Annotated in this window: 26 protein-coding genes and 1 pseudogene; 17 read left to right on the forward strand and 10 right to left on the reverse strand. The window is 76.0% G+C overall.

All coding sequences use genetic code 11. The features are described from left to right. Window positions 1-36 precede the first annotated feature (36 nt). Together ACWIX7_RS13675 and ACWIX7_RS13680 are read right to left on the reverse strand one after the other, a co-directional pair. Window positions 37-1260 carry a DUF2786 domain-containing protein gene (locus ACWIX7_RS13675; protein ID WP_448622072.1) on the reverse strand — a complete coding sequence of 408 codons (1224 nt, stop codon included), beginning with the start codon at window positions 1258-1260 and terminating at the stop codon, window positions 37-39. A 93-nt stretch (window positions 1261-1353) separates the two neighbouring features. Then, the gene (locus ACWIX7_RS13680; protein ID WP_448622073.1) at window positions 1354-3681 is read right to left on the reverse strand and encodes a putative bifunctional diguanylate cyclase/phosphodiesterase; all 2328 of its coding nucleotides are present in this window, start codon (window positions 3679-3681) and stop codon (window positions 1354-1356) included. A gap of 168 nt (window positions 3682-3849) precedes the next feature. Between ACWIX7_RS13680 and ACWIX7_RS13685 the strand changes: the two genes are divergently transcribed. The 7 genes and pseudogenes from ACWIX7_RS13685 to ACWIX7_RS13715 all read left to right on the forward strand — a co-directional run bounded on the left by ACWIX7_RS13685 (window position 3850) and on the right by ACWIX7_RS13715 (window position 8089). Next, window positions 3850-4242 (forward strand): TOBE domain-containing protein, encoded by a 393-nt coding sequence (locus ACWIX7_RS13685; protein ID WP_448622074.1) that lies wholly within the window; start codon window positions 3850-3852, stop codon window positions 4240-4242. Window positions 4243-4351: 109 nt separating this feature from the next. Further along, a complete protein-coding gene (modA, locus tag ACWIX7_RS13690; protein ID WP_448622075.1) occupies window positions 4352-5134 on the forward strand; it encodes a molybdate ABC transporter substrate-binding protein in 783 nt (260 codons plus the stop codon). After that, a complete protein-coding gene (locus ACWIX7_RS13695; RefSeq protein ID WP_448622076.1) occupies window positions 5131-5931 on the forward strand; it encodes an ABC transporter permease in 801 nt (266 codons plus the stop codon). The genes modA and ACWIX7_RS13695 overlap by 4 nt, the downstream gene beginning before the upstream one ends. Continuing rightward, a pseudogene (locus tag ACWIX7_RS13700) lies at window positions 5898-6404 on the forward strand (ATP-binding cassette domain-containing protein); the annotation flags it as partial. The gene ACWIX7_RS13695 and the pseudogene ACWIX7_RS13700, both read left to right, overlap by 34 nt. A gap of 120 nt (window positions 6405-6524) precedes the next feature. After that, window positions 6525-6980 carry a TOBE domain-containing protein gene (locus ACWIX7_RS13705; protein WP_448622155.1) on the forward strand — a complete coding sequence of 152 codons (456 nt, stop codon included), beginning with the start codon at window positions 6525-6527 and terminating at the stop codon, window positions 6978-6980. A 120-nt stretch (window positions 6981-7100) separates the two neighbouring features. Beyond that, window positions 7101-7682: a nucleotidyltransferase family protein gene (locus ACWIX7_RS13710; protein WP_448622077.1), complete on the forward strand. Its 582-nt coding sequence runs from the start codon at window positions 7101-7103 to the stop codon at window positions 7680-7682. Further along, window positions 7679-8089: a molybdenum cofactor biosynthesis protein MoaE gene (locus ACWIX7_RS13715; RefSeq protein WP_448622078.1), complete on the forward strand. Its 411-nt coding sequence runs from the start codon at window positions 7679-7681 to the stop codon at window positions 8087-8089. The genes ACWIX7_RS13710 and ACWIX7_RS13715 overlap by 4 nt, the downstream gene beginning before the upstream one ends. Here the strand turns inward: ACWIX7_RS13715 and ACWIX7_RS13720 are convergent. The 6 genes from ACWIX7_RS13720 to ACWIX7_RS13745 form a co-directional block, all read right to left on the reverse strand. Continuing rightward, window positions 8086-8415, reverse strand: a complete 330-nt coding sequence (locus tag ACWIX7_RS13720; protein WP_448622079.1) for a hypothetical protein — start codon at window positions 8413-8415, stop codon at window positions 8086-8088. The genes ACWIX7_RS13715 and ACWIX7_RS13720 overlap by 4 nt on opposite strands. 193 nt (window positions 8416-8608) lie before the next feature. Then, window positions 8609-9112, reverse strand: a complete 504-nt coding sequence (locus ACWIX7_RS13725; protein WP_448622080.1) for a GAF domain-containing protein — start codon at window positions 9110-9112, stop codon at window positions 8609-8611. A gap of 52 nt (window positions 9113-9164) precedes the next feature. Next, the gene (locus tag ACWIX7_RS13730) at window positions 9165-9368 is read right to left on the reverse strand and encodes a hypothetical protein (protein ID WP_448622081.1); all 204 of its coding nucleotides are present in this window, start codon (window positions 9366-9368) and stop codon (window positions 9165-9167) included. Window positions 9369-9454: 86 nt separating this feature from the next. Beyond that, window positions 9455-9802 carry a MoaD/ThiS family protein gene (locus ACWIX7_RS13735; RefSeq protein ID WP_448622082.1) on the reverse strand — a complete coding sequence of 116 codons (348 nt, stop codon included), beginning with the start codon at window positions 9800-9802 and terminating at the stop codon, window positions 9455-9457. 3 nt (window positions 9803-9805) lie between these two features. After that, window positions 9806-10858 carry a GTP 3',8-cyclase MoaA gene (gene moaA / locus ACWIX7_RS13740; RefSeq protein WP_448622083.1) on the reverse strand — a complete coding sequence of 351 codons (1053 nt, stop codon included), beginning with the start codon at window positions 10856-10858 and terminating at the stop codon, window positions 9806-9808. A gap of 101 nt (window positions 10859-10959) precedes the next feature. Further along, window positions 10960-11832, reverse strand: a complete 873-nt coding sequence (locus ACWIX7_RS13745) for a hypothetical protein (protein WP_448622084.1) — start codon at window positions 11830-11832, stop codon at window positions 10960-10962. A gap of 200 nt (window positions 11833-12032) precedes the next feature. Here ACWIX7_RS13745 and ACWIX7_RS13750 point away from each other — a divergent pair, with 200 nt between their 5' ends. From ACWIX7_RS13750 to ACWIX7_RS13760, 3 genes are all read left to right on the forward strand, one after another. Beyond that, the gene (locus ACWIX7_RS13750; RefSeq protein ID WP_448622085.1) at window positions 12033-13274 is read left to right on the forward strand and encodes an MFS transporter; all 1242 of its coding nucleotides are present in this window, start codon (window positions 12033-12035) and stop codon (window positions 13272-13274) included. Continuing rightward, a complete protein-coding gene (locus ACWIX7_RS13755) occupies window positions 13271-14452 on the forward strand; it encodes a GNAT family N-acetyltransferase (protein ID WP_448622086.1) in 1182 nt (393 codons plus the stop codon). Before ACWIX7_RS13750 ends, ACWIX7_RS13755 begins: the two co-directional genes overlap by 4 nt. A 100-nt stretch (window positions 14453-14552) precedes the next feature. Beyond that, complete coding sequence (locus ACWIX7_RS13760; RefSeq protein WP_448622087.1) at window positions 14553-15392, forward strand: aldo/keto reductase; 840 nt, start codon at window positions 14553-14555, stop codon at window positions 15390-15392. Between the two features lie 153 nt (window positions 15393-15545). On the opposite strand, the gene ACWIX7_RS13765 is transcribed toward ACWIX7_RS13760, so the two are convergent. Continuing rightward, window positions 15546-16379, reverse strand: a complete 834-nt coding sequence (locus ACWIX7_RS13765; RefSeq protein WP_448622088.1) for a DUF3097 domain-containing protein — start codon at window positions 16377-16379, stop codon at window positions 15546-15548. A 317-nt stretch (window positions 16380-16696) separates the two neighbouring features. Between ACWIX7_RS13765 and ACWIX7_RS13770 the strand changes: the two genes are divergently transcribed. The 7 genes from ACWIX7_RS13770 (at window position 16697) to ACWIX7_RS13800 (ending at window position 22997) form a co-directional block, all read left to right on the forward strand. Further along, the gene (locus ACWIX7_RS13770; protein WP_448622089.1) at window positions 16697-17794 is read left to right on the forward strand and encodes a DUF2382 domain-containing protein; all 1098 of its coding nucleotides are present in this window, start codon (window positions 16697-16699) and stop codon (window positions 17792-17794) included. A 161-nt stretch (window positions 17795-17955) separates the two neighbouring features. Beyond that, on the forward strand, window positions 17956-18873 hold the full coding sequence (locus ACWIX7_RS13775; RefSeq protein WP_448622090.1) for an AAA family ATPase: 918 nt from the start codon (window positions 17956-17958) through the stop codon (window positions 18871-18873). A gap of 157 nt (window positions 18874-19030) precedes the next feature. Beyond that, complete coding sequence (locus ACWIX7_RS13780; RefSeq protein ID WP_448622091.1) at window positions 19031-20110, forward strand: vWA domain-containing protein; 1080 nt, start codon at window positions 19031-19033, stop codon at window positions 20108-20110. Between the two features lie 98 nt (window positions 20111-20208). Next, window positions 20209-21330, forward strand: a complete 1122-nt coding sequence (locus ACWIX7_RS13785; RefSeq protein WP_448622092.1) for an XdhC family protein — start codon at window positions 20209-20211, stop codon at window positions 21328-21330. 117 nt (window positions 21331-21447) lie between these two features. Continuing rightward, window positions 21448-21717 (forward strand): helix-turn-helix domain-containing protein, encoded by a 270-nt coding sequence (locus ACWIX7_RS13790; protein ID WP_448622093.1) that lies wholly within the window; start codon window positions 21448-21450, stop codon window positions 21715-21717. Then, window positions 21714-22394, forward strand: coding sequence for an ATP-dependent Clp protease proteolytic subunit (locus ACWIX7_RS13795; RefSeq protein WP_448622094.1), 681 nt, complete (start codon window positions 21714-21716; stop codon window positions 22392-22394). The genes ACWIX7_RS13790 and ACWIX7_RS13795 overlap by 4 nt, the downstream gene beginning before the upstream one ends. Before the next feature lie 45 nt (window positions 22395-22439). Continuing rightward, window positions 22440-22997 (forward strand): molybdenum cofactor biosysynthesis protein, encoded by a 558-nt coding sequence (locus ACWIX7_RS13800; protein ID WP_448622095.1) that lies wholly within the window; start codon window positions 22440-22442, stop codon window positions 22995-22997. On the opposite strand, the gene ACWIX7_RS13805 is transcribed toward ACWIX7_RS13800, so the two are convergent. Then, window positions 22951-23844 (reverse strand): vWA domain-containing protein, encoded by an 894-nt coding sequence (locus tag ACWIX7_RS13805; RefSeq protein WP_448622096.1) that lies wholly within the window; start codon window positions 23842-23844, stop codon window positions 22951-22953. The genes ACWIX7_RS13800 and ACWIX7_RS13805 overlap by 47 nt on opposite strands. Between the last annotated feature and the right edge of the window lie 67 nt (window positions 23845-23911).

Below are 23911 nucleotides of genomic sequence, written 5' to 3' on the forward strand. Positions count from 1 at the left end.
GGACCACCCGGGCGTTCCCGCGGGACCGCCCGGACCTCAGCGCAGGCGCGCCTGGCGCGACCCCACGTCGGCGGAGTCGGCGGCCGCGCGGCCGGCCCAGTAGCCCCCGGCGTGCACCGACGACCGGCTGCGGGTGCTGCGCACCCGCGGGAACAGTTCGGTGAACGCGTCGTCGACCGCCTCCTGGCGCGAGCGCAGCACGGGCAGCAGGTCCACGCCCTGCTCCGCCGCCGCCGCTCTGGTCGCCCGCTCGCGGGCGCTCATCAGCCGCTCGCCGATGCGGCCCGCGTAGCCCAGCAGGAACGCCCGGCGGAACGAGCGGGAGGCCGACCGTCGTCCCGCGGCTCGCTCCGCGGTGCCCAGCGCCTGCCCGACCTGCAGGAGCAGCGAGGTGAACAGCAGCTCCACCGCGTCGAGGTCGGCGGCCATCCCGACCAGGTTGGCGATGCCCAGCCCCGGATACCAGACCAGCCGGACGCCGTTGGCGTCGGCGACCGCGCCCAGCAGCTGCGTCTTGGCCCGCACGTACGGGTCGTCGACGTGCAGCCGGCGGGTGGCGACGTCGGTGCGGTGCGGCGTCCCGCCGGGATCCAGGAGCACCGCGTCCACCGCGTGCCGGGTCATCAGTTCCTGGGCCTTGGCGGTCAGCGCCTCCGCCTCGTCCGGGTACTCGGTCGACTCGGCCTTGGCCAGCAGCGCCCGGATGCGGCGCAGCACCCGCGCGTCGTCGGGCGCGGCCACCGTCCCCACTCGGCACACGCCCGCACCCCAGCGGGACGGCGGCGGGACGAGCTGGTCGATCCGGGCCAGGCAGGTCAGCGCACCGGCGAGCAGCAGGACCGTGCGCCACGACTCCACGGCGGGCCGGCCCTCCGCGCGGTGCCAGGCGGCCACGACCGCCGGGTCCCCGGGCGTCAGGGCGTCCAGCTCGCGCAACTGGTCCACCCACACCTCCGGCGCCCGGGAGGCCGCATCGGTGACCCGCGCGTCCTCGGCGACCAGCGCCACCACCAGCCGTGCCGACCGGGCGGGGAACCGGCGGCGCACCGAGTGGACGACGTCGGCCGGCTGCCACCCCCGCTCCCAGGCCGCGGTGAGAGCCGACAGCAGCACCCGGGTGGCGCCCCCGGAACCGTCCACCGCCGGGTCGCGCGCGGCCAGGACGGCGGCCATCCCCTCCGCGTCGTCGCCGTCGGGGTGCCGGTCACCCCGGAGCAGGATCTCCTGGAGCCAGGGGTCGTCCGCGGTCGTGGTCGCCATGCCCGGGATGCTCCCCCGGCGGTCGGACGCCGGCGGTGCGGCGCTCTGGACGGCGGGTCGTCGTCCACAGGTCCGCTGCGCGGAGGACGCGGGTCACCTCGGACGGCGGAGCCAGTCCCGCTCGATCTCCTCCGCGGTCGCCGGGCTGCCCAGGAGGAGGCCCTGCACCTGCGGGCATCCCAGCTCCCGGAGCCGCTGCAGCTGCTCCTGCGTCTCCACGCCCTCGGCCGTGACGGTGGCGCCGAGGTGCCCGGCGAGCGCGAGCACGGCGGAGACGATCGCGTCGGTCGGGCGGTCGTCAGGCAGTCGCGCGACGAAGGAGCGGTCGAGCTTGAACGCCTGCGGCGTCCGTTCGCGCAACGCCGCGAAGCTGGAGTAGCCGGTGCCGAAGTCGTCCACGGCGAGCGTCACGCCCGCGGCGGTGAAGCGCTCCAGCGCTGCCCGTGCCCCCGGCTCCATGGCGCAGGACTCGGTCATCTCGAGCTCGAGGGCGTCCGCGGGCAGGCCGACACGGTCGAGCAGGGTCAGAACGCGCGGGGCGAAGTCCGCGGGGAGCAGCTGACGGGTCGAGACGTTGACCGCCACGCGCGGGGTCGAGGCGGGCCCGAAGGTGCGTCGCCACTGCGCCGCCTGGGTGCAGGCCCGCCCGAGCACCTGCATGCCGAGGTCGTGGATCAGCCCGGTCTCCTCGGCCACGGCGATGAACTCCGCCGCCGGCACGTCCCCCCGGTCGGCGTCGTGCCACCGGGCGAGCGTCTCGACCGCCGCGAGCCGGCCGTCGGGCACCCGCACGATCGGCTGGTAGACGACGGTCACCGCTCCGGCCGCGACCGCCCGGCGCAGCGCGGCGCGCAGCCCCAACCGGTCCCGGGTCTGGCGGCGCAGTGGTTCGTTGAACACCTCGTACCGGTTGCCCCCGGTCGCCTTGGCCCGCTGCAGGGCCAGGTCGGCCGCTCGGAGGACCTCCTCGGCGTGTCCGTCCTCGTCCGAGCCGGTCAGGCCCTCCCGCTCCCCGCGGAGCCGCGGGCCCGCCAGCCCCTCGGCGTCGGCGATCGCCACCCCGACGCTGCCCGTGACGACGACCTCCCGGCCGTCGACGGCACACGGCTCGGCCAGGGCGGCGAGCAGCCGATCGGCCACCCCCGCTGCCTCCTCGACGCCGGTCACGCCGTCGAGCAGGACGGCCAGCTCGTCCCCGCCGAGGCGGCTGACCAGGTCACCGGGCCGCACCGCCCTCTCCAGCCGGCGCGCGACCGTCACGAGCAGCTCGTCGCCGGCGTCGTGCCCGAGTTGGTCGTTGACGCCCTTGAAGCCGTCGAGGTCGCAGTAGAGCACCGCGAACCTGCTGTCCGGACTGCGCTCGGCCCGGTGCGCCGCGGCTTCCAGGCGGTCCATGAGCAGGACCCGGTTGGCCAGCCCGGTGAGCGAGTCGTGGACGGCCGCGTGCTCGGCGGCCTCGATGCTGGCCTGCCGACCCGTGACGAGCGCGCCGAGGGTCAACCCCGCCAGGGTGAGGGTCACCAGACCCAGCTGCAGTCGCAGCGGGCTGTCCACGACGTCCCGGCCGACCAGCGCCACGGCGACGGCGTTGGCGGCGAGGACGGCGAACGCCACCCGGGGCAGCCCGCCGCGGACGGCGATCCAGATCAGCGGTACGTACACCAGGTAGGCCAGGTCCAGCCCACCGACCGCCGGTTCGCCGTAGGCGAGGTACAGCGTCGCGAGCAGCAGGGTGGCCTGCCCGACGATCTCCAGCTGCGGGTCCAGCACCCGGGCGGCGAGCCGGCCGAGCCACCGTGGCCGGACCCGGACCGACCAGGACGGGCGCTCGTGCCGGCGCCGGAGCTGGGGTGGGGCGGGGAGCGCCGGGCGGTCGCGCCAGAGCGCGGGCACCCGCCGGCTCGCGACGAGCAGCGCGGGCGTCAGCACCCCGACGCCCGTGGCCCGGCCGGACCAGAAGCCGAGGACGCCGCGGAACAGCTCACCCCAGGTCAGCAGCCCGACGACGGTGTAGTGCAGGACCTGGACGACCGCGACGACGAAGGGCCCGGCGACGGCGGCCAGCCCCAGCAGCCACACGACGTCCCGCTGACCGGGGAGACGGGGGTCGATCCGCAGCCGCCGCAGCAGCAGCCAGGCCACGGCCGTGTAGACCCCCGTGCTGAGCACGCCGCCGAGCCAGACGCTGACCCAGCTGACGTCCGGGCTGCTCACCACCAGTCCGTGCAGCGGGTCGGTCAGCAGGAGGAGCGGGGCGTAGCGCAGCCCGAACACGAGCAGCAGGGCGAAGCTCAGCCCGGTCGGGGGGTACCACAGCGACACCTCCTGGCGTGCCTGGAAGACGCTGGCGAGGGCATCCAGCGCCAGCCAGAGCCCCAGGAACACCACCGAGACGATCAGCGGACCCTGCCACCGGCGCATGCTCTCCCGTCCTCCTGCTCTCCCGACGGGCAACGGGCGCCGGCTGCATCCGACCTCGTCCAGGTCTGGGTCCTACCCCGTCGGACGCGGTCCACCGGTGGTCGGCGGTGTAGATCGCGAAGCCGTCCACAGCCGGGGACGACGGTCCGCCCGGGCTAGGGTCGGACCGTGCCCGCCTACCGGATCGCCGAGGCCGCGGGCCTGCTCGGCGTCAGCGACGACACGGTGCGCCGCTGGATCGACAGCGGCCGGCTGCCGGCCTCCCGGGACGGCGGCGGTCCCGCGCACGTCGACGGCGCCGACCTCGCCCGACTCGCCGCGCAGCTGCACGAGGCCCCCGAGCCCGGCACCACCCGCGGCTCCTCGGCGCGCAACCGGCTGACCGGCATCGTGACCCGCGTGGTCCGCGACACCGTGATGGCGCAGGTGGAGATCCAGGCCGGGCCGTTCCGGCTCGTCTCCCTCATGTCGCGCGAGGCGGCCGACGAGCTCGGGCTGGACGTCGGCGTCCGTGCCGTCGCCTCGGTCAAGGCCACCCAGGTCAGCGTCGACATCCCCTGACCCGACCGCAGCAGCGGAGCGCTGCCCGATCGGGGAGTCGCACCTACGGGAGTCCGGCAGTTATCGTCCCGCAGGTGCGGACCACGGTGGTCCGCCGCAGGGAGGTCCCGTGTCCAGGCGTGCCCCGCTCGGAACCGTGCTCGTGCTCCTGCTCGCCGGCTGCGGCGGGTCGGCGGGCGACGGCGCGGCCGCGGCGCCGGGTCCGAGCGCCGCCGAGCTCGATGGCCCGCTCACCGTCTTCGCCGCCGCCTCGCTCACCGACGTCTTCACCGACCTCGGCGAGCGGTTCGAGGCCGACCACCCCGGTCTGGACGTGCAGTTCAACTTCGCCGGCAGCTCCGCGCTGGCCACCCAGGTCACCCAGGGCGCCCCCGCCGACGTCTTCGCCAGCGCCAACGCGGCGCAGATGGCCGTCGTCGCCGACGCCGGGCTGGCCGACGACCCGCAGGTCTTCGCCGCCAACGTGCTGCAGATCGCCGTCCCCGCGGGCAACCCGGCCGGCGTCACCGGTCCGGCCGACCTCGCGCGGGAGGAGCTGACGATCGCCGTCTGCGCGCCCCAGGTGCCCTGCGGCGCCGCGGCCGAGGACGTCCTCGCCGCGGCCGGGGTGACCGCCGCCCCCGACACGCTCGAGGAGGACGTGCGCGCCGCGCTGACCAAGGTCGAGCTCGGTGAGGTCGACGCCGCGCTGGTCTACACGACCGACGTCACCGCGGCCGGGGACGCCGTCGAGGGCATCGACGTCCCGGAGGCCGAGCAGGCGGTCAACGAGTACCCGATCGCGCCGCTGGCCGACGCACCGAACCCCGAGGCGGCCGCCGCCTTCGTCGAGCTGGTGCGCTCGGAGGAGGGTCAGCAGGCGCTCGCGGACGCCGGCTTCCGGGTCCCGTGAGGCGCCGGGCGGAACCCGGCGTCCCGCTCCCGCTGCTGGTCCCGGCGGTCCTCGCCGTCGCCTTCCTCGTCCTCCCCTTGGCCGGCCTGGTCATCCGGGCGCCGTGGAGCGAGCTCGGGCCGCAGCTGACCGGCCCGGCGGTCGGGCAGGCGCTGCGGCTCAGCCTGGTCTCGGCCACGGCCGCGACCGGGCTCTCCCTCGTGCTCGGCGTCCCGCTGGCCTGGGTGCTCGCCCGCTCCCGGGCCCGCGGCCGGTCGGTGCTGCGCGCGCTGGTCACCGTGCCGCTGGTGCTGCCCCCGGTCGTCGGCGGCGTCGCGCTCTTCCTCGTGCTGGGCCGCCAGGGCGTCATCGGGCGCTGGCTGGACCAGACCCTCGACGTCACCATCCCGTTCACCACCACCGCGGTGGTCATCGCCGAGACCTTCGTGGCGATGCCGTTCCTGGTCATCAGCGTCGAGGGCGCGCTGCGGGCCGCCGACGCCCGCTTCGAGGACGCCGCCGCCACCCTCGGCGCCGACCGGTGGACGACGTTCCGTCGGGTCACCCTGCCTCTGGTGGCGCCCGGCATCGCCGCCGGCGCGGTGCTCTGCTGGGCCCGCGCGCTCGGCGAGTTCGGCGCCACCATCACCTTCGCCGGCAACTTCCCGGGGACGACGCAGACCATGCCGCTCGCGGTCTACCTGGCCCTCCAGCAGGACCCGGACGCGGCGATCGTGCTCTCCCTGGTGCTGCTCGCCGTGTCGGTCGCGACGCTGCTCCTCCTGCGGGACCGCTGGCTCACCCGGGCGGTGCGGTGACCCTCGTCGCCGACGTCCGCGTCGCCCGCGGCCCGCTCGCCGTCGAGCTCGACGTGGAGGTGGCCGACGGCGAGGTGCTCGCCGTCCTCGGGCCCAACGGCGCCGGCAAGTCCACGCTGCTGCGCGTGCTCGCCGGCCTGCTGCCGCCCGACGGCGGCCGGGTCGCCGTCGCCGGCGAGACGTGGGACGACGTCCCCGCCGGCGTGCACGTCCCCGCCCACGAGCGCCGCCTCGGCATGGTCTTCCAGGACCACCTGCTCTTCCCGCACCTGTCGGTCACCGACAACGTCGCCTTCGGGCTGCGCACCCGGGGTGTGCGCAGGCCCGCCGCCCGCGCCGCGGCTGCCGAGTGGCTGGCGCGGGTGGGCATCGCCGAGCTCGGCGACCGGCGGCCCGGCCGGCTCTCCGGTGGGCAGGCCCAGCGGGCGGCGCTGGCCCGCGCGCTGGTGGGGGAGCCCGCGCTGCTGCTGCTCGACGAGCCGCTCTCGGCGCTGGACGCCCGCACCCGGCTCACCGTCCGCGCCGAGCTGCGTCGTCACCTCGCCGACTTCCCCGGCAGCAGCGTGCTGGTCACCCACGACCCGGTCGACGCGATGGCCCTGGCCGACCGGGTGGTCGTCGTCGAGGAGGGCCGCGTCGTGCAGGCCGGGACGCCCGCCGACGTCAGCCGCCACCCGCGCACCGACTACGTCGCCCGGCTGGTCGGCCTGGCGCTGCTCCCGGGCACCGGCGAGGGGACGGCGGTGCGGCTGGACGGCGGCGGCCGCGTCGCGGTGGCCGAGGAGACGGCGGGGCCGGTGTTCGTCGCCGTCCGCCCCGAGTCCGTGGCGCTGTGGACCAGCCGGCCCGAGGGCAGCCCGCGCAACGTCTGGCCGGCGCGGCTGGTGTCGGCCACGCCGCACGGGTCGACGGTGCGCTGTGAGCTCGACGGCGAGGTGCCGCTGGTCGCGGACGTCACCGCGACCGCCTTCGCCGAGCTGGGTCTCGCCCCCGGCGCGCCGGTGTGGGCCACGGTGAAGGCGTCCGACATCGCCGTCTATGCACGCTGAGCCCGCCGACGACGATCAGCTCAGCTCACCGTCCCGGCTCCTGGCTCACTCCCGGTGGTGAGCCAGGACCGGGGACGACCAGCTCAGCTGATCGTCGGAGCGCGCTGAGAGGGTGGCGGGATGAGCACGGTCGCGGGACTGGTCCTCGCTGCGGGCGGCGGGCGCCGCTACGGCATGCCCAAGGCGCTGGTCGAGTACGAGGGCAGCCTGCTGGTGGAGCGGGCGGTGCGGACGGCGCGGGCGGTGTGCGACCCGGTGCTCGTCGTCCTCGGTGCACAGGCCGTCGACGTCTGGCGGACGGCGGACCTCGGCGGCGCCACCGTGCTGGCCAACCGCGACTGGGAGACCGGCATGGCCTCCTCGCTGCGGACCGGCCTCGACGGGCTGCGCGGCTGGCCGGGCCGGGTCGACGCCGCGCTGGTCACGCTGGTCGACATGCCGGGCATGACGCCGGAGGCGCTGCGCGCGGTCGCCGCGCACGCCGCTCCGGACGCACTGGCGACCGCCACCTACGACGGCGTCCGCGGGCACCCGGTGCTGCTGGGCCGGGAGCACTGGGCCGGGGTCGCGGCGACCGCCACCGGCGACGAGGGCGCCCGTCGCTACCTCGCCGGCCGCGTCGTCACCGAGGTCGACTGCACCGGCCTGGCCGATCCGACCGACCTCGACGTGCCGCCGGGCGGGGTACCGTCGGCGCCGTGATCGCCCGGGTCGTCGACACCCCGCTGTCCGTCGCCGAGCACGAGGACGCCGTCGCCGACAAGGCAGCCGGCGCGGTCGTGTCCTTCGCCGGGGTGGTCCGCGACCACGACGGCGGCCGCTCGGTCACCGAGCTCGAGTACGTGGGTCACCCGACCGCCGAGCAGGTGATCGTCGAGCTGGCCGAGGAGTTCGCCGCCCGTCCCGACGTGCACGCCGTCGCCGTGTCCCACCGCGTCGGCATGCTGGGGATCGGTGACGTCGCGCTGGCCTGCGCGGTCAGCGCCTCGCACCGCGGGCAGGCGTTCGCCGCCTGCGCCGAGCTCGTCGACCTGGTGAAGGAGCGGCTGCCGATCTGGAAGCGGCAGGTCTTCACCGACGGCGACGAGGAGTGGGTGGCCTGCCCCTAGCGCGGCGCGGGCACCAGCCGCGCCTCGACGATCTTCGTGGCGCCGGCGGCCCGCGCGGCCACCTCGCCGCTGCGCTGCCGGACCCGGTCGAGCATCTCGGTGTCGTTGAGCGGCATCGTGGCGACCAGTCGCTCGGCCCGCCCCACCTCCGGGTCCGCGAGCACCGCGTCGACCAGGCGGGCCCCGGTGCCCAGCGGCAGGTGACCGGACTCCACGTGCATCGCGGAGGCGACGACGCCGGGCACCTCGGTCCGGCGGATCTCGGCCTCGGCGAGCACGCGGCCGTCGGCCTGCACCTGGACGACGGACAGGACGGACTGGGGCATCGTCGACGTCTCCAGGACTCGGCGGACGGGGCTGGCCCGGTGGACCGGCGGGGGCGGCCCCGCACGCGGGACCTGGACGGCGCGGGACCGCACCGTCACGGGACAGCCTCTCCCGCGCTCCGCGCGCCGGGGTAGGGACTTCCGTCCCGACCTCGAGGGGCCCCGCCACCGGGGGCGCCGGGTCGGTGCCCGGTCAGGCGACCGGGCCCGGCCCCGAGGGCGGGTCGGGGAGCGTCATGCCGGTGGAGATGAGCGTGCTCAACAGGCGTGCCATCGTCTCGACCAGGGGCAGGTCACGTGCGGCGCTGCGGGGCCGGGCGCGGAACCCCCAGGCGCACAGCGTGCCGAACAGTTCCCCGTCCGCGGTGATGAGCGGGACGCCGATGTAGGCGGCGATCCGCGAGGCGGGCCCGGTCCTGCGCCTGGCGAAGGCCGGGACGGCAGCGGTGACCGTGGCCGCTCGCGGGGCCTCCCCGGCGACCATGGCGCGACAGAAGGTGTCCGCCCACGGCAGCCAGGTCCCCGGTGGGATCACGTCGGGTGGATGGGCGTGGAGCACGACCTGCCGGTCGTCCACGACGCGGGTCACCACCCACACGTCCCAGCCCAGGCGCTCGTGCAGGGCTTCGAGCACCCCGCAGGCCGCGGCGGGGAAGTCCTCCCACGGGGCCACGTCCAGGACGGCGGAGGCGGCCATGCCCACCATCGTCCTCGCCGCGTTCCGCTTCCGGTACGGGATCGTGCGCAGATCAGCGGACGGGGGCTGCTCCGTCGTCCGGGTCCCGCCGGACGGCCTCGTCGCGCAGGGCGGCCTCCTCCTCGGCCTCGGCCTCGAGGCGCTGGGCCTCCCCGTGCAGCTGCGCGGCGGCGTCCCCGTGGGACTGGCCGTACACCTCCTCGGCGCGGCCGACCAGCTCCTCGACCTTGGCCTTGGCCCTGTCCCAGATGCTCATGTGCCCATCTTCCGGCTTCGTCTCCGCGACGGCCCCCTGCAGGGTCCCGCCGCGAGCCTGCGAGCGGTGGGGGACGGGGCCCTCTCTCAGCCTCCGGCGAAGGGCGGCAGCACGTCGACCACCACGCCCGGCCGCAGCGCCTGCGACCGGTCCCGGGTCTGCGTGCCGTCGACGAGGAAGGAGCAGGCGGTGAGCACCTTCTCCAGCCGCTCTCCGTGCGTCTCGACGATCTGGCCGACCAGCTCGGCCAGCGTGCCGGCGTCGCGGGTCTCGGTCTCCACGCCGGCGGCCGCGCGGGCGCCGGCGAAGTAGCGGACGGTGACCGTCGGGGTGGCGGGGTGGGTGGACGACGTGGCGGTGGCGGGGTGGGTGGACGACGTGGCGGTGGCGGGGTGGGTGGACGACGTGGCGGTGGCAGGGTGGGTGGAGGACACGGGTCAGCCCCCGATCGCCGACATCGGCCGGGACGGCTGCAGGAACGACGGGTCGTCGATGCCGTGGCCCGGGAGCTTGCCGAGGGTGGCGATCCGCCAGCGGTCGGCCAGCTCGGCGTCGGTGGCGCCCTCGCGCAGCGGCGTCCGCAGGTCGGACTCCTCGCGGGCGAACAGGCAGTTGCGCACCTGGCCGTCGGCGGTGAGCCGGGTGCGGTCGCAGCTGCCGCAGAAGGAGCGGGTGACCGAGGCGATGACGCCGACGGTCGCGGGGCCGCCGTCCACCAGCCAGCGCTCGGCCGGCGCGGAGCCGCGCTCCTCGGTGTCCGGCGTGAGGGTGTGCGCCGCCGAGAGCCGCTCGAGGATGTCCTCCGCGGTGACCATCTCGCCGCGGGTCCAGGCGTGATGGGCGTCGAGCGGCATCTGCTCGATGAAGCGCAGCTGGTAGCCGTGCTCGAGGCAGAAGTCCAGCAGCGGGACGGCGTCCTCCTCGTTCATCCCGCGCAGCAGGACGGCGTTGACCTTGACCGGCGTCAGCCCGGCGGCCTGCGCGGCGGCCAGCCCGGCCAGGACGTCGTCGAGCCGGTCGCGGTGGGTCAGCTGCTTGAACCGGTCGCGGTCGACGGTGTCGAGGCTGCAGTTGATCCGGTCGAGGCCGGCCTCGGCCAGGGCGGGGGCGACCCGGGCCAGGCCGATCGCGTTGGTGGTCAGGCTGACCTCGGGCCGCGGCGCCAGCGCGGTGGCGGCGGCCACGATGCCCGCCAGACCGGGGCGCAGCAGCGGCTCCCCGCCGGTGAAGCGGACCTCGCGGATGCCCAGCTGCTCGACGCCGATGCGGACCAGCCGGGCGATCTCCTCGTCGGTGAGCACCTCGACCTTGGGCAGCCAGTCCAGGCCCTCGGGCGGCATGCAGTAGGTGCAGCGCAGGTTGCACCGGTCGGTCAGCGACACCCGCAGGTCGGTCGCGACCCGGCCGTGCCGGTCCACCAGGCCACCGGTGCCGGGGGCGGGGTCCGGACGGCGGACCACGGGGTCCGGGAGCGGGCTGGTCGAGGTCACGCCTGTGAATGTAGTGCGGGAGGACGACGCCGCGCCGCTGCCCGAACGGGCGGTGGGGGGCGACCGGAGCTCCGGTCGCCCCCCACCGGGGGAGTGCTGGGTCAGCCGATCGGGGTCGGGTCGACCGGGTCCGGCGGCACCGGCACCGACCCCTGGATCCGGTTGCGGGCCTGGCAGTCGCTGGTGCAGTTGGTGGCGCCGGCGGACAGCTCGATCGCGTCCTCGCCGAGCACGCCGCCCATCCGGCCGCCCGAGGCGACCGACCAACGGGTGGTCGTGGCGGTCTGCTCCAGCTTGGTGGCCACCTGCGGGCTGTCCTTGCCGAGCAGCATCTGGTGGGTCGCGTCGGCCGCGACACCGTCGCCGAAGTTGACCTTCCCGGTGTACTCGTTGACGAAGTAGAAGAGCGTCGGGCCGAGGGTGTGCACGTACTCGACGGGGCCGCCGAACTCCTGTTCCATCTGGAAGATGCCGCCCTGCGGGGCGTCCTTGGCCTGGACCTTGAGCTTGCCGGCGGCGGTGGTGAACTCCGCGACGAGGACGCCGTCGCGCAGCCGCAGCTCGCCGATCCGCACGCCGCGCAGCTGGGCCGCGGTCAGCTGCGGCACCTTCGAGGCGAAGACGACGGTCGGGCCGGTCACCATCCGCTGCGGGTCCGGCGCGCCGGTCAGCGTGTAGTCCTGGACGCCGAGCGTCGCCGGGTCGATGGTGAACGTGACGTGCCGGCCACGGACGGCGATCGGACCGGTCGGGGTCACGTCGCGCAGTCGCGCCTCCGAGCCGGCGGCCGGGTTCGTGGTGCGGCCGTTGACGGTGACGGCGAAGTCGCCGCCGGTGCCGGTGGCCGTCGTTCCCCCGCCGTCCTCGGCGGCGGCGGGGTCGTCGCCCTTGGCGGCGGCGGTCCCGGGGGCGAGCAGGACGGTGAGACCGAGCAGGAGGGCCAGCAGGCGGCGCGGGCGGGTGGTCGCGGACACGGGGCTCCTTCGACGGGGGGCGGTGCGTGTGCAACCGCTCACATAGAGTGCATGAAGCGTCAACCAGTCCCGTGGCGGCGCGCCGGGCGGCCGAAATGCGACGGCGGGGCACAGGAGTCCGTTGCTACGGTCGCGGAGCCACCCGAGAGACCGGCGGGCAGCCCCGCACTCGCCTGTGGCCAGGAAGCGCGAGACGTCCCGTGTCACCCCGCACCGTGTTCGGCCCCTACGCCCGCCTGTTCGCCGTCCCCGGCTCGCTGGCGTTCTCCTTCGCCGGGTGGGTCGCCCGGCTGCCCATCCCCATGCTCGGCCTGGGCGCCGTCCTGCTCGTCGCCGGCGAGACCGGCAGCTACGGCCTGGCCGGCGCGGTCTCCGGCACGCTCGCGCTGAGCTTCTCCGTCGCCAGCCCCCAGTGGGCCCGCGCCATGGACCGCCGCGGGCAGGGCGCCGTCCTGCGCTGGGCGATGACCGGCTACCTGGTCTGCGGCTACGGCTTCGTGGCCGCGGTGACCCTCGGCGCGCCGCTGTGGAGCTGGTTCGTGCTGGCCGCGCTGTGCGGGGCCAGCGGGCCCAACATCGGGTCCCTGGTGCGGGCCCGCTGGGCCGAGGCGCTGGCCGAGCCGGGCCGCCGGCAGACCGCCTTCGCCCTCGAGGCGGTCGTCGACGAGGTCGTCTTCGTCGTCGGCCCGCCACTGGTCACCCTGCTCGCGACGCTCATCGCCCCGCCCGTCGGCTTCCTCACCGGCATCACGCTCGGCGCGGTCGGCGGCCTGTGGCTGGCCGGCCAGCGCGCCACCGAGCCCGCCGTCCAGCCGGTCGAGCCGGGGGCGCCGTCCCGGAGGTGGGCCGCCCTCAACGCGACGGTGCTGGTCGTGGCGGTCACCTACGCGGCGGTCGGCACCGTGTTCGGGGCGATGGACGTCGTCGTCGTGGGCTTCGCCGACGAGCAGGGCGCGCCGGCGCTGGCCGGTGTGGCGCTGGCCGTCTACGCGTTCGGCAGTCTCGTCGCGGGCCTGGTCTACGGCGTCGCCCGGCTGCCCGGCACGCTGTCCGCCCGGTTCCTGGCCACCGCCGTCGCCTTCGGCCTGGCCGCGCAGCTGTTGTGGGGCGTCGGCTCGCTGGCGGTGCTGGTGGTCGCGGGCTTCCTCGCCGGCACCGCGATCGCGCCGGTGCTGGTCTCGGGCACCTCGCTGGTCGAGTCGCGGGTCCCGCGCACCGCCCTCACCGAGGCGCTGTCGTGGACGACCACCGGGCTCACCCTCGGCGTCACGGCCGGGTCCGCGCTGGCGGGCGCCGCCGTCGACGCCTGGGGCGCGGAGTCGGCGTTCGCCGTCCCGGCGGGGGCCGCGGCGCTCGCGGCGCTGCTCGCGCTGGCCGGGGCCCCGCTGCTGCGGACGCGCCGCGCGCCGGTGCCCGCCGACCTGGCCCGGGAGGCCGCGTGACCGTCACCGTCCGGCCGCTGGCCGACGACGAGCTGCCCGCTGCGTGGGAGCTGGGCCGGCTGGCCTTCGGCGGGTCGTCGACCGCGCCGGAGTGGGCGCTGCGGCCGGTCCCCGGGATCCTGCGGCTGGGCGCCTTCGACGCGCGCGGCCGGCTGGTCGGCAAGGCCACCGACACCGGCCACGGGCAGTGGTGGGGCGGCCGGGCGGTCGCCACCGCGGACGTCGGCGGGGTCGCCGTCCTGCCCGAGCACCGCGGCGGCGGGGTGGCCCGGGCGCTGCTCGCCGACCTGCTGGCCCGCGGCCGCGAGCGCGGCGCCGCGGTCAGCGCGCTCTACCCGACCGTGTCGGCGGTCTACCGCCGGCTGGGGTGGGAGGTCGTGGGCGCGCTGCAGCGGGTCGAGCTGGACACCGCCTCGCTGCCGTCGGCCCCGGTGCCCGGCGTCGCGGTGCGCCCGGGCGAGCCGGCCGACCTCGCGGTCGTCGACGCGCTGTACGAGACGCTCGCCCGGCCGCGCGCCGGGCTGCTCACCCGCCGCGGCGGTGCGTTCGACCTGCCGCACGAGGGCCGGTGGCCCGACGGGGTGGACGGCGTCACGGTCGCCGAGCAGGACGGCGTCCCCACCGGCGTCCTGGTGTACGAGCGCGGCGCGGGCTATGGGCCCGAGGCGCGGCTGACCGTGCACGACCTGCTCGCGGTCACCGCCGAGGCGGCGCGGGCGCTGGTCGGCGTGCTGGCCGGCTGGCGCACCGTGACGCGCACCGTCCGCGTGCCGCTGCTGGCCGGCGACGCGGTGTCCGGCGTGCTGCCGCTCGAGCGCTCACCGGAGGGGCCCGGGGCGGCGGTCATGCACCGGCCGGTCGACGTGGCGCGCGCCGTCGCCGACCGCGGCTGGCCGGGACACGTGCGCGGTCGGGTGGCGTTCACGCTGCTCGACCCGGTCGTGACGGAGAACACCGGGCCGTGGGAGCTGGAGCTCGCCGATGGCGCCGGGGAGCTGCGCCGTCCCGACCGGGAGCCGGGGCTGACCCTCGACGTCCGCGGGTTCGCGCAGCTCTACTGCGGGACCACCACCGGACGGGCCGCGGCGCTGGCCGGGCTGGTCTCCGGCCCGGAGGACCCGTCCGCGCTGGACCTGCTCGCCTCGGGCCCGCCGGCCCAGCTGCTCGACTACTTCTGACGACGGGTTGAGCGCGGGGCTCGCGGGTAGGCGGGCTGTCGGCAGGCTGCGTACCCACGCGAGTGCGCGGCGCCTCCACCCGTCAGCGAGAGGAGCCCTCGTGGCCACAGTGCCCACGATCCGACTCAACAACGGCGTCGAGATCCCCCAGCTGGGGTTCGGCGTCTACCAGGTCCCGCCGGAGGACACCGCCGACGCCGTCGCCACGGCTCTGGAGATCGGCTACCGGCACATCGACACCGCCGAGATGTACGGCAACGAGAAGGGCGTCGGTGAGGCCGTCGCGCGCTCCGGCATCGACCGCGGCGAGGTCTTCGTGACCAGCAAGCTGAACAACGGCTTCCACCGCCGGGACGACGCGCTGCGCGCCTTCGACCAGTCGCTGGGCGACCTGGGCTTCGAGTACCTGGACCTCTTCCTCGTCCACTGGCCGCTGCCCGGGATCGACGTCGACTACATCGAGACCTGGAAGGCGATGGAGGAGATCTACGCCAGCGGCCGCTGCCGCGCGATCGGCGTCTCCAACTTCCAGACCCACCACCTGCGCCGGCTGTTCAGCGAGACCCAGGTGCGCCCGGCCGTGAACCAGATCGAGGTGCACCCCTACCTCACGCAGGAGGAGCTGCGGGCCTTCGACGCCGACCACGAGATCGTCACCGAGGCCTGGTCGCCGATCGCGCAGGGCAAGGTGCTCGGCGACCCGGCGATCGTGGCCATCGCCGAGCGGCTGGGCCGTACCCCGGCCCAGGTCGTGCTGCGGTGGCACGTGCAGCGTGGGGACGTCGTCTTCCCGAAGTCGGTCTCCCGCCAGCGCATGCAGGAGAACTTCGAGCTGTTCGACTTCGAGCTCGGCACCGAGGACATGGCCACGCTCACCGGCCTGGACCGCGGCGAGCGCACCGGTCCCGACCCGGACACCTTCAACTACATCCCAGGCTGAGGGCGGCTCCCCCAGCTCACACGATCATGGCGTCGTGACCGCTCCGGGCCCGCCGGAGGTGGTCACGACGCCATGATCGTCGGCTCTGACCACTCCCGGAGGGGGCTCAGCGCGGGCCGGGGGCGACTCCTGGCCGCGGTGCGATACGGAGGATCACGGTGTCGTCGTGACGAAGTCGATGAGCTCCTCGACGCGGCCGATCAGCGCCGGCTCCAGGTCCGTCCAGGTGCGCACCCGGGCGAGGATGCGCTGCGCCCAGACGTAACCGGTGTCGTCCTCCCAGCCCAGCCGTCGGCAGACGCCGTCCTTCCACGACTCGCCCTTGGGCACCGTCGGCCAGGCCCGGATCCCGACGACCGACGGCTTGACGGCCTGCCAGATGTCGATGAAGGGGTGGCCGACGACCAGGGCGTGCTCGCCGGGGGCCCCGGCCCCCGTCCGCATGACCTCAGCGGCGATGCGGGACTCCTTGGAGCCGGCCACCAGGTGGTCGACCAGCACGCCGAGCCGTCGTCCCGACGCCGGACGGAAGTCGCGCACGATGCCGGGGAGGTCGTCGACGCCGTGCAGCGGCTCGACCACGACGCCCTCGATGCGCAGGTCGTGGCCCCACACCTTCTCGACCAGCTCCGCGTCGTGCTTGCCCTCGACGTAGATCCGCCCCTCGCGGGCGACGTGCGCGCGGGCGCCGGCGACGTAGGTCGAGCCCGACGCGCTGCGCGTGGGGGCGGCCGGCGCCTGCGGCTTCGGTCGCACCAGCACGACCGGCCGGCCGTCGACCCAGAACCCGGGGCCGAGCGGGTAGGCGCGGACGCGGCCGAAGCGGTCCTCGAGGTGGACGACGTCCTTCTCGCAGCGCACGACCGCGCCCACGAAGCCGGAACTCGGGTCCTCCACGACCAGGTCGCGCTCGGCCTCGACCTGGGGACTCGGCTTCTTCACGGTGCGCGGGTGGACCAGGTTGTCGTACGGCGAGCGGGGAGGCACGCCCTCCAGGATGAGGAGGCGGACCGCGGACCGCGGGGCCGACGCGCCGAGATGGCGCGATGTACGACACGCCCGTGCGACTGGACGTGACCAGACGTGGTCGGTCGTCACGCATCCCGGGTGATCCGCGTCACTCCCCACCGCCTCCTCGCTGAGCTGCCCGGATGTGGTGCGCGCGACACGTCATGGGGTCTCCGGGCGCCCCTCACCAGCACCGACCGGGCGTGTCGGGACGACCGTGGCCGTTTCGTGACCCGCCGGGCGGACACCCCTGTGATCGACAGGACCCACCCAGCTCAGATGGGAGCGACTCCACCATGATCGGCACCGAAGCCATCAGCCGCGTGATCGGCAAGGACGTCTACGACCAGAGCGGCGACAAGATCGGCTCGGCGTCGGAGGTCTACCTCGACGACGAGAGCGGCCAGCCGGAGTGGGTCACCGTGCGCACCGGCCTGTTCGGCACCAAGGAGTCCTTCGTCCCGCTCCGCGACGCCGACCTCACCGACGACGGGGTGCGCGTACCGGTGAGCAAGGCCCAGGTGAAGGGCGCGCCGAAGATCGACACCGACGGGCACCTGTCGCCGCAGGAGGAGCAGGAGCTCTACCGCTACTACGGGCTCGGCTCCGGCCAGGGGACGACCGACACCACGACGGCCGGGAACATCGGCACCGCGGGCATGGCCGGCACCGGGCGCACCGACCGGGACGAGACGACGGGCACGGCTGGGACCGCCGGGATGGCGGGGACCGCCGGCACTGCCGGGAACATCGGCACCGCGGGCATGGCCGGCACCGGGCGCACCGACCGGGACGAGACGACGGGCACGGCTGGGACCGCCGGCATGGCGGGCACCGCCGGCACCGCGGGTCTGGCCGGGACCGACCGCGACCGTGACGGGCGCCCCGACCACACCGGCGAGGCCGGCGTCGTCGGCCGGGACGTCTCCGGTCCCACCACCGACGAGGCGATGACCCGCTCGGAGGAGCGCCTGAACGTGGGCACCCGCTCCGAGGAGGTCGGCCGGGCCCGGCTGCGCAAGTACGTGGTCACCGAGAACGTCACCGAGACCGTGCCGGTCTCCCGCGAGGAGGTGCGGGTCGAGCGCGAGCCGATCACCGACGCCAACGTCGGCAACGCCCTGGACGGCCCGGCGATCTCCGAGGAGGAGCACGAGGTCACCCTGCACGCCGAGCGTCCGGTGGTGGAGAAGGAGGCCGTGCCGGTCGAGCGGGTGCGGCTGGACAAGGAGACCGTCACCGACCAGGAGCGGGTGGCCGCCGACGTCCGCAAGGAGGAGATCGAGGTCGACGGCGCCCAGGGCACCGGCGTGACCGGTGGGGACGACCGCAGCTTCACCCAGAAGGCCAAGGACACCCTCGACCGCGACGACGACGGCCGGATCGGCCGCTGACCGCAGGCACCTGACAGCACCGCCCGGGCCCGGCCCGGGGCACAGACGGCGGTGGCCGGCCGAGGACCTGATCCCGGCCGGCCATCTGCCGTTCCTGCCCCGGAGCAGGTCCACCCGACCGGGCAGGGCCACGTCGGCGGTACGGGTGGGATGCTCGGGACGTGAGCGAGACCACGGTGCGGCCGGTGACCGGCGCGGACGGCGGGATCGGCGGCCCCGACGAGCTCGCCGCGGCCCTCGAGCGGACCGGCTACCTGCCCGACGAGGGCCTGGCGACCGCCGCCTACCTGGCCCTGGTCATGCACCGCCCGTTGTTCCTGGAGGGCGAGGCCGGCGTCGGCAAGACCGCGCTGGCCCAGGCGCTGGCGCGGGTCACCGGTCGGCCGCTGTACCGGCTGCAGTGCTACGAGGGCCTGGAGGCCAGCCAGGCGCTCTACGACTGGGACTTCGGCCGGCAGCTGCTGCACCTGCGCGCCGCCGAGGCCGCGCACGCCACCGGTGACACCGAGACGCTGGAGGCCTCCCTCTACGACCGCCGGTTCCTGCTGGCCCGGCCGCTGCTGCAGGCGCTGGAGGACTCCCCGAGCGTGCTGCTGGTCGACGAGGTCGACCGCGCCGACGACGAGTTCGAGGCCTTCCTGCTCGAGGTCCTCTCCGACTTCACGATCTCCATCCCCGAGCTCGGCACCATCCGCGCGGCCACCCCGCCGCTCGTCGTCCTCACCTCGAACCGCACCCGCGAGGTGCACGACGCCCTCAAGCGGCGCTGCCTCTACCACTGGCTGCAGCACCCGGACTTCGACCGCGAGGTGGCGATCCTGCGCCGCCGGCTGCCGGACGTGACCGAGCAGCTGGCCCGCGAGGTGGCCCGTGCGACGGCGAAGCTGCGCACCCTCGACCTGCTCAAGCCGCCCGGGGTCGCCGAGGCGATGGACTGGGCGACCGCACTGCACACCCTCGGCGCCCGGGAGCTGGACCCCGACGTCGCCGCGCGGACGCTGGGCGCCGTCCTCAAGTACCGGGAGGACACCGACCGCGTGCACGCCCTGGCCCGGGGGGCGCTGTTCGGTGGCGGCTGAGAAAGGACCTCGTCCTCCCCACCCCTCGCAAGCTCGGGGCGGGCCCCGGGACGAGGCCGCCCATCCTCCTCGGGGAGGACCCCGCTCTCCTCACCCCTCGCACACTCGGGGCGAGCCTCCGGGCGGGGCCGCCCGTCCCCGCGATGTCGTCGACACGGTGCTGGGCTTCGCGCGCACCCTCCGGGCCGCCGGGGTGACCGCCTCCCCGGACCGGGTCGAGGCGATGCTGGCCGCCGTCGCCGCGCTCGACGTCCTCGAGGCGACCGACGTGTACTGGAGCGGCCGGCTGACGCTGTGCGCGGGCCCGGACGACCTGGAGCGCTACGACGCCGCCTTCGCCGCGTACTTCGGCGGCGAGACGCCGCGGCCGGTGCCGCCGGCGGCCCAGCAGCGGCAGCGGACGGTCACCACCGCGCCGATGGACCCGGGGGAGGGGCAGGGGGACGACGAGTCGCCGCCGGACCTCGCCGGCCAGGCCAGCGCCGACGAGGTGCTGCGCCACCGGGACGTCGCCGAGCTGACGGGTGCCGAGCGCGAGCAGCTGCGCCGCCTGTTCGCGCTGCTGGTCCCCGCCGCGCCGATGCGGCTCTCGCGCCGACGCCGGCCCAGCCCGCACGGCGCCGTCCACGCCTCCCGCACCGTCCGCCGCGCGCTGCACGACGGCGGCGAGGTCACCCGGCTGCTGCACCGGCGGGCCCGGCCCCGCCCGCGCCGGGTCGTCCTGCTCATCGACGTCTCCGGCTCGATGACCCCCTACGCCGACGCGCTGCTGCGGTTCGCGCACGCCGCCGTCCGGGCGCGCCCGGCCGCGACCGAGGTCTTCACCATCGGCACGCGGCTGACCCGGGTCACCCGGGAGCTGCGGCTGCGCGACCCCGACAAGGCGCTGGCCGCCAGCGGCTCGGCGATCCCCGACTGGTCCGGCGGCACCCGTCTCGGGGAGGTGCTCAAGGCGTTCCTCGACCGGTGGGGGCAGCGCGGCACCGCCCGCGGCGCGGTCGTCGTCGTGTGCAGCGACGGCTGGGAGCGCGGCGGCACCGAGGTGCTGGCCGAGCAGATGGCCCGCCTGCGGCGGCTGGCGCACGCGGTCGTGTGGGTCAACCCCCACAAGGGCCGGGAGGGCTACGAGCCGCTCACCGGCGGGATGCAGGCGGCGCTGCCGTCGGTGGACCACTTCGTGGCCGGGCACAGCCTGGCCGCGTTCCAACAGCTGGCGGGGGTGATCTCCCGTGCCTGAGAGAGGACCTCGTCCTCATCCCTCGCACGCTCGGGACGAGCCTCTGGACGAGGCCGGAGGGGTCATCATGGCTCGATCCCGAGAGGAGGAGCGGTCGGATGCGTGACGTGCTCGAGGACCTGATCGGCTGGTGGCAGGCGGGCGAGACCGTCGGCATGGGCACGGTGGTGGCCACCTGGCGGTCCGCCCCCCGTCCGGCGGGTGCGTCGATGCTCGTCGGACCCGACGGCACCGCTGTGGGCAGCGTCTCCGGCGGCTGCGTCGAGGGCGCGGTCTACGAGGAGGCCAAGGACGTCGTCGAGTCCGGCGTCCCGACCCTCGAGCGGTACGGCGTCAGCGACGACGACGCCTTCGCCGTGGGGCTGACCTGCGGCGGGATCCTCGACGTCTTCGTCGAGGCGGTGTCGCGGGAGTCCTTCCCCGAGCTCGGCGAGGTGGCCGAGTCGGTGGCGCGGCACGAGCCGGTCGCCGTCGTCACCTGCGTCGCCGGCCCGGAGGACCGGGTGGGACGGCGGCTGGTCGTGTGGCCCGACCGCAGCTCGGGCACCCTCGGCCTGCAGCGGCTGGACGACGCCGTGGCCGACGACGCACGCGGCATGCTGGCCGCCGGCCGCACCGGGATGCTGCACGTCGGCCACGACGGCGAGCGCCGGGGGGACGACCTGTCGCTGTTCGTCAACGCCTTCGCGCCGGCCGCCCGGATGATCGTCTTCGGGGCCATCGACTTCGCCGCCGCCGTCGCCCGCGTCGGGGCCTTCCTCGGCTACCGGGTCACCGTGTGCGACGCCCGCCCGGTCTTCGCCACACCCAAGCGCTTCCCCGACGCGCACGAGGTCGTCGTCGAGTGGCCGCACCGCTACCTGCAGGGCGAGGTCGACGCCGACCGGATCGACGAGCGCACCGTGCTGTGCGTGCTCACCCACGACCCGAAGTTCGACGTCCCGCTGCTGGAGGTCGCGCTGCGGCTGCCGGTCGCCTACGTCGGCGCCATGGGCTCGCGGCGCACGCACGAGGAGCGGCTGGCCCGGCTGGAGGAGGCGGGGCTCTCGAAGGAGGAACTGGCCCGGCTCTCCTCCCCGATCGGGCTGGACCTCGGCGCCCGCACGCCCGAGGAGACGGCCATCTCGATCGCCGCCGAGGTCATCGCAGGCCGCTGGGGCGGCTCGGGGGAGCGGCTCACCGGCATCGAGGGCCCGATCCACAAGACCGCGGAGCGATAGGGGCTGCTCCGGCGCTCACGCGGCGCGACCCGGTCCCCTCCAGGGCACCGCACCGAGCGTGCGAGGGGTGGGGAGGAGGGGTCCTCCCCATAGCGGATCAGCGATATCGTCGCTGCTGTGCCGGCCGAGCCTCGTCGCAGCGCCTTCCCCGGACTGGGTGATGTCTCGGCGCGCCGGCACGAGCTGATCGAGCAGCTGGCCCGCGCCCGCCGGGAGAGCGGGCTGAGCCAGACGGAGATCGCCGCCCGGATGGGGACGACCCAGTCCGCCGTCGCCCGGCTGGAGAGCGGCGAGCTGGACGCGCGGCTGTCCACGCTCGAGCGCTACGCGGCCGCGCTCGGCCGCACCGTCGACTGGCAGGTCCGACCGTCCGAGGAGCCCCGATGACCATGCCGCACGGCACCTTCCCGCCCCTGCCGCCGCACCCCCCGGAGCCGCCGCGACCGCGGCACGACCCGTGGCACCCGGAACCGCGCCCGCCCGCGCCGGGCGCGGCGTCGGCGTCCGCGGCCCTGGTCGTCGGCGGGGGTGACTGGCTCGCCGAGCGGCTGCTCGACCAGCGGGTGGTCACCCTCTCCGGCGAGCTGGACACCGGTGCCGTCAACCGGGCGGTCGCCGAGCTGGCGCTGCTCGACGCGACGGGTGACGACCCGGTCCGGCTCCGGCTCTCCGGGGTGGGCGCCGACCTCGAGGGCGCCCTGACGCTGGTGGACGCGCTCGACCTGGTCGGTGTCCCGGTGCACGCGACCAGCCTGGGCACCCTCAGCGGACCGGCGGTCGCGGTCCTCGCCGTCGCCGACCGGCGGGTCGCCGGTGCGCACGCGATGGTCCGGCTGTGCGAGCCCCGGGCGCCGCGCGGCGTCCCCGGCCACGAGGTGGAGGCCTGGGCCGCCGAGCACGCTCGGCAGCTGCGCCGACTGCAGGAGCGGTTGGCCGGAGCCTGCGGGCGGTCCGTGGACGAGGTGGCCGCGGACATGCGCGCCGGGAGACTGCTCGACGCGGAGGAGGCCCGCGCCTACGGGCTGGTCGACCATCAGGCCCCCTCCCGAGCGGGCGAGGGGTGAGGTGAGGGGGTCCCCCGTCTCCCGTACCGGTACGACGTCGAGGTCGTGGCGCTGCTGGCCTCGCCCGTGCACCGCTACGGCGGCCGGCCGGCAGGCCCCGTCCCTCCGCAGGACGGCGACCGGCGCGAGGCGGTCGAGGTGCGGGCCGGGGTCGGCGTGGTCGGGGACCGCTACGCCGGCCGCCCGGCGCACCGCGACGCCCAGCTGACCGTGCTCGCCGTCGAGGCGCTGGAGGCCGTCGCCGCCGAGACCGGCTCCGCCCCGTTCGACCCGCACCTGGCCCGGCGCACCGTCGTGCTGCGCGGCGCGGAGGTGGAGGCGCTGCGCGGGCAGCGGTTCACGCTGGACACCGGGTCCGGGCCGGTGCTGCTCGGCGGCGGGCGGCCGGCCCACCCCTGCGCCTGGATGGACGTCGTCCTGGCGCCGGGCGCGCACCGGGCCCTGCGCGGCCGGGGTGGCGTGCGCTGCGCCGCGCTGTCCGACGCCGAGCTGCGGCTCGGTCCCGCCGTCCTCGGCTCGGCCGTCCCGCTGGACCCGGCGCGGGCCGGGGTGGCGGTCAGCCCAGCAGCGTCCGGACGGCCGCGGGGGCGTGCGTCGGCTTGAGCAGCGGCGCCACCCGGCCGTCACCGGCGGCCGCCAGCGCGGCGCAGTTGGCCACCGACTCCGGCTCCTCCGACAGCGAGAGCACGTGCAGGTGCGCGCCGGCGCGGGCCAGCGCCGCCGCGGCCGGCAGCGGGTCGGGGCTGTCGGTGGGCATCCCGTCGGAGAGCAGCAGCACGTCCCGGGCGGCCGCGCGGGAGCGGGCCATCTGGGCCGCCGCGGTGCGCAGACCCAGGTCCAGGTCGGTGGTGCCGCCGCCCCGCAGGTCGAACAGCCGGTCGATGACGGCGTCCGTGCGCGGGTCGGTGGACAGCGCCCGCAGCACGACCGCCCGCGACCAGAAGGCGACGACGGCCAGCTCGTCCTCGGGCCGCATCCGCTGGGACAGCGCCGAGGCGGTGAGGACGGCGACCGCGAGTTCGTCGCCTGCGACCGAGCCGGAGGCGTCGACGAGCAGCACGCACGCCCGGCCGGTGGAGCGCCAGCCGCGGGTGTGCAGGTGCTCGGCCCGCCAGTGCGGCTCGGCACCGCGTGCGGCGAGCGTCGCGTCCAGGTCGATGTCGCCGCCGGTCTCGTCGCGGCGGGTCACCACGCGGCGGGTGCCCGGGCGGTCGGGGACCCCGGCGCGCGGCGCGCCCACCGGCAGCCGGCAGGCCAGCGCCCGCGCGGCGGCCCGCAACGCCGGGTCGAACGCCCTTCCCATGGCCGTCAGCAGCCGGTTGGCCGCGTCGGGGTCGCGGGTGGTGAGGTCGGCCAGCGCGTCCTCGTCGAGCTCCCCGAGCTGCGGGGAGACCTGCCGGAACTCCGGGTGGGCCCGGGCCAGCTCCTCCCGCCCGGCCCGCCGCGCCATGTGCTGCTGGAGGACCTGCTCGACGTCGTCGGCGTCATCCGCCGGGGCCGGCTGCGGGGGACGGCGT

It is taken from the genome of Geodermatophilus sp. URMC 65 (assembly GCF_053502545.1).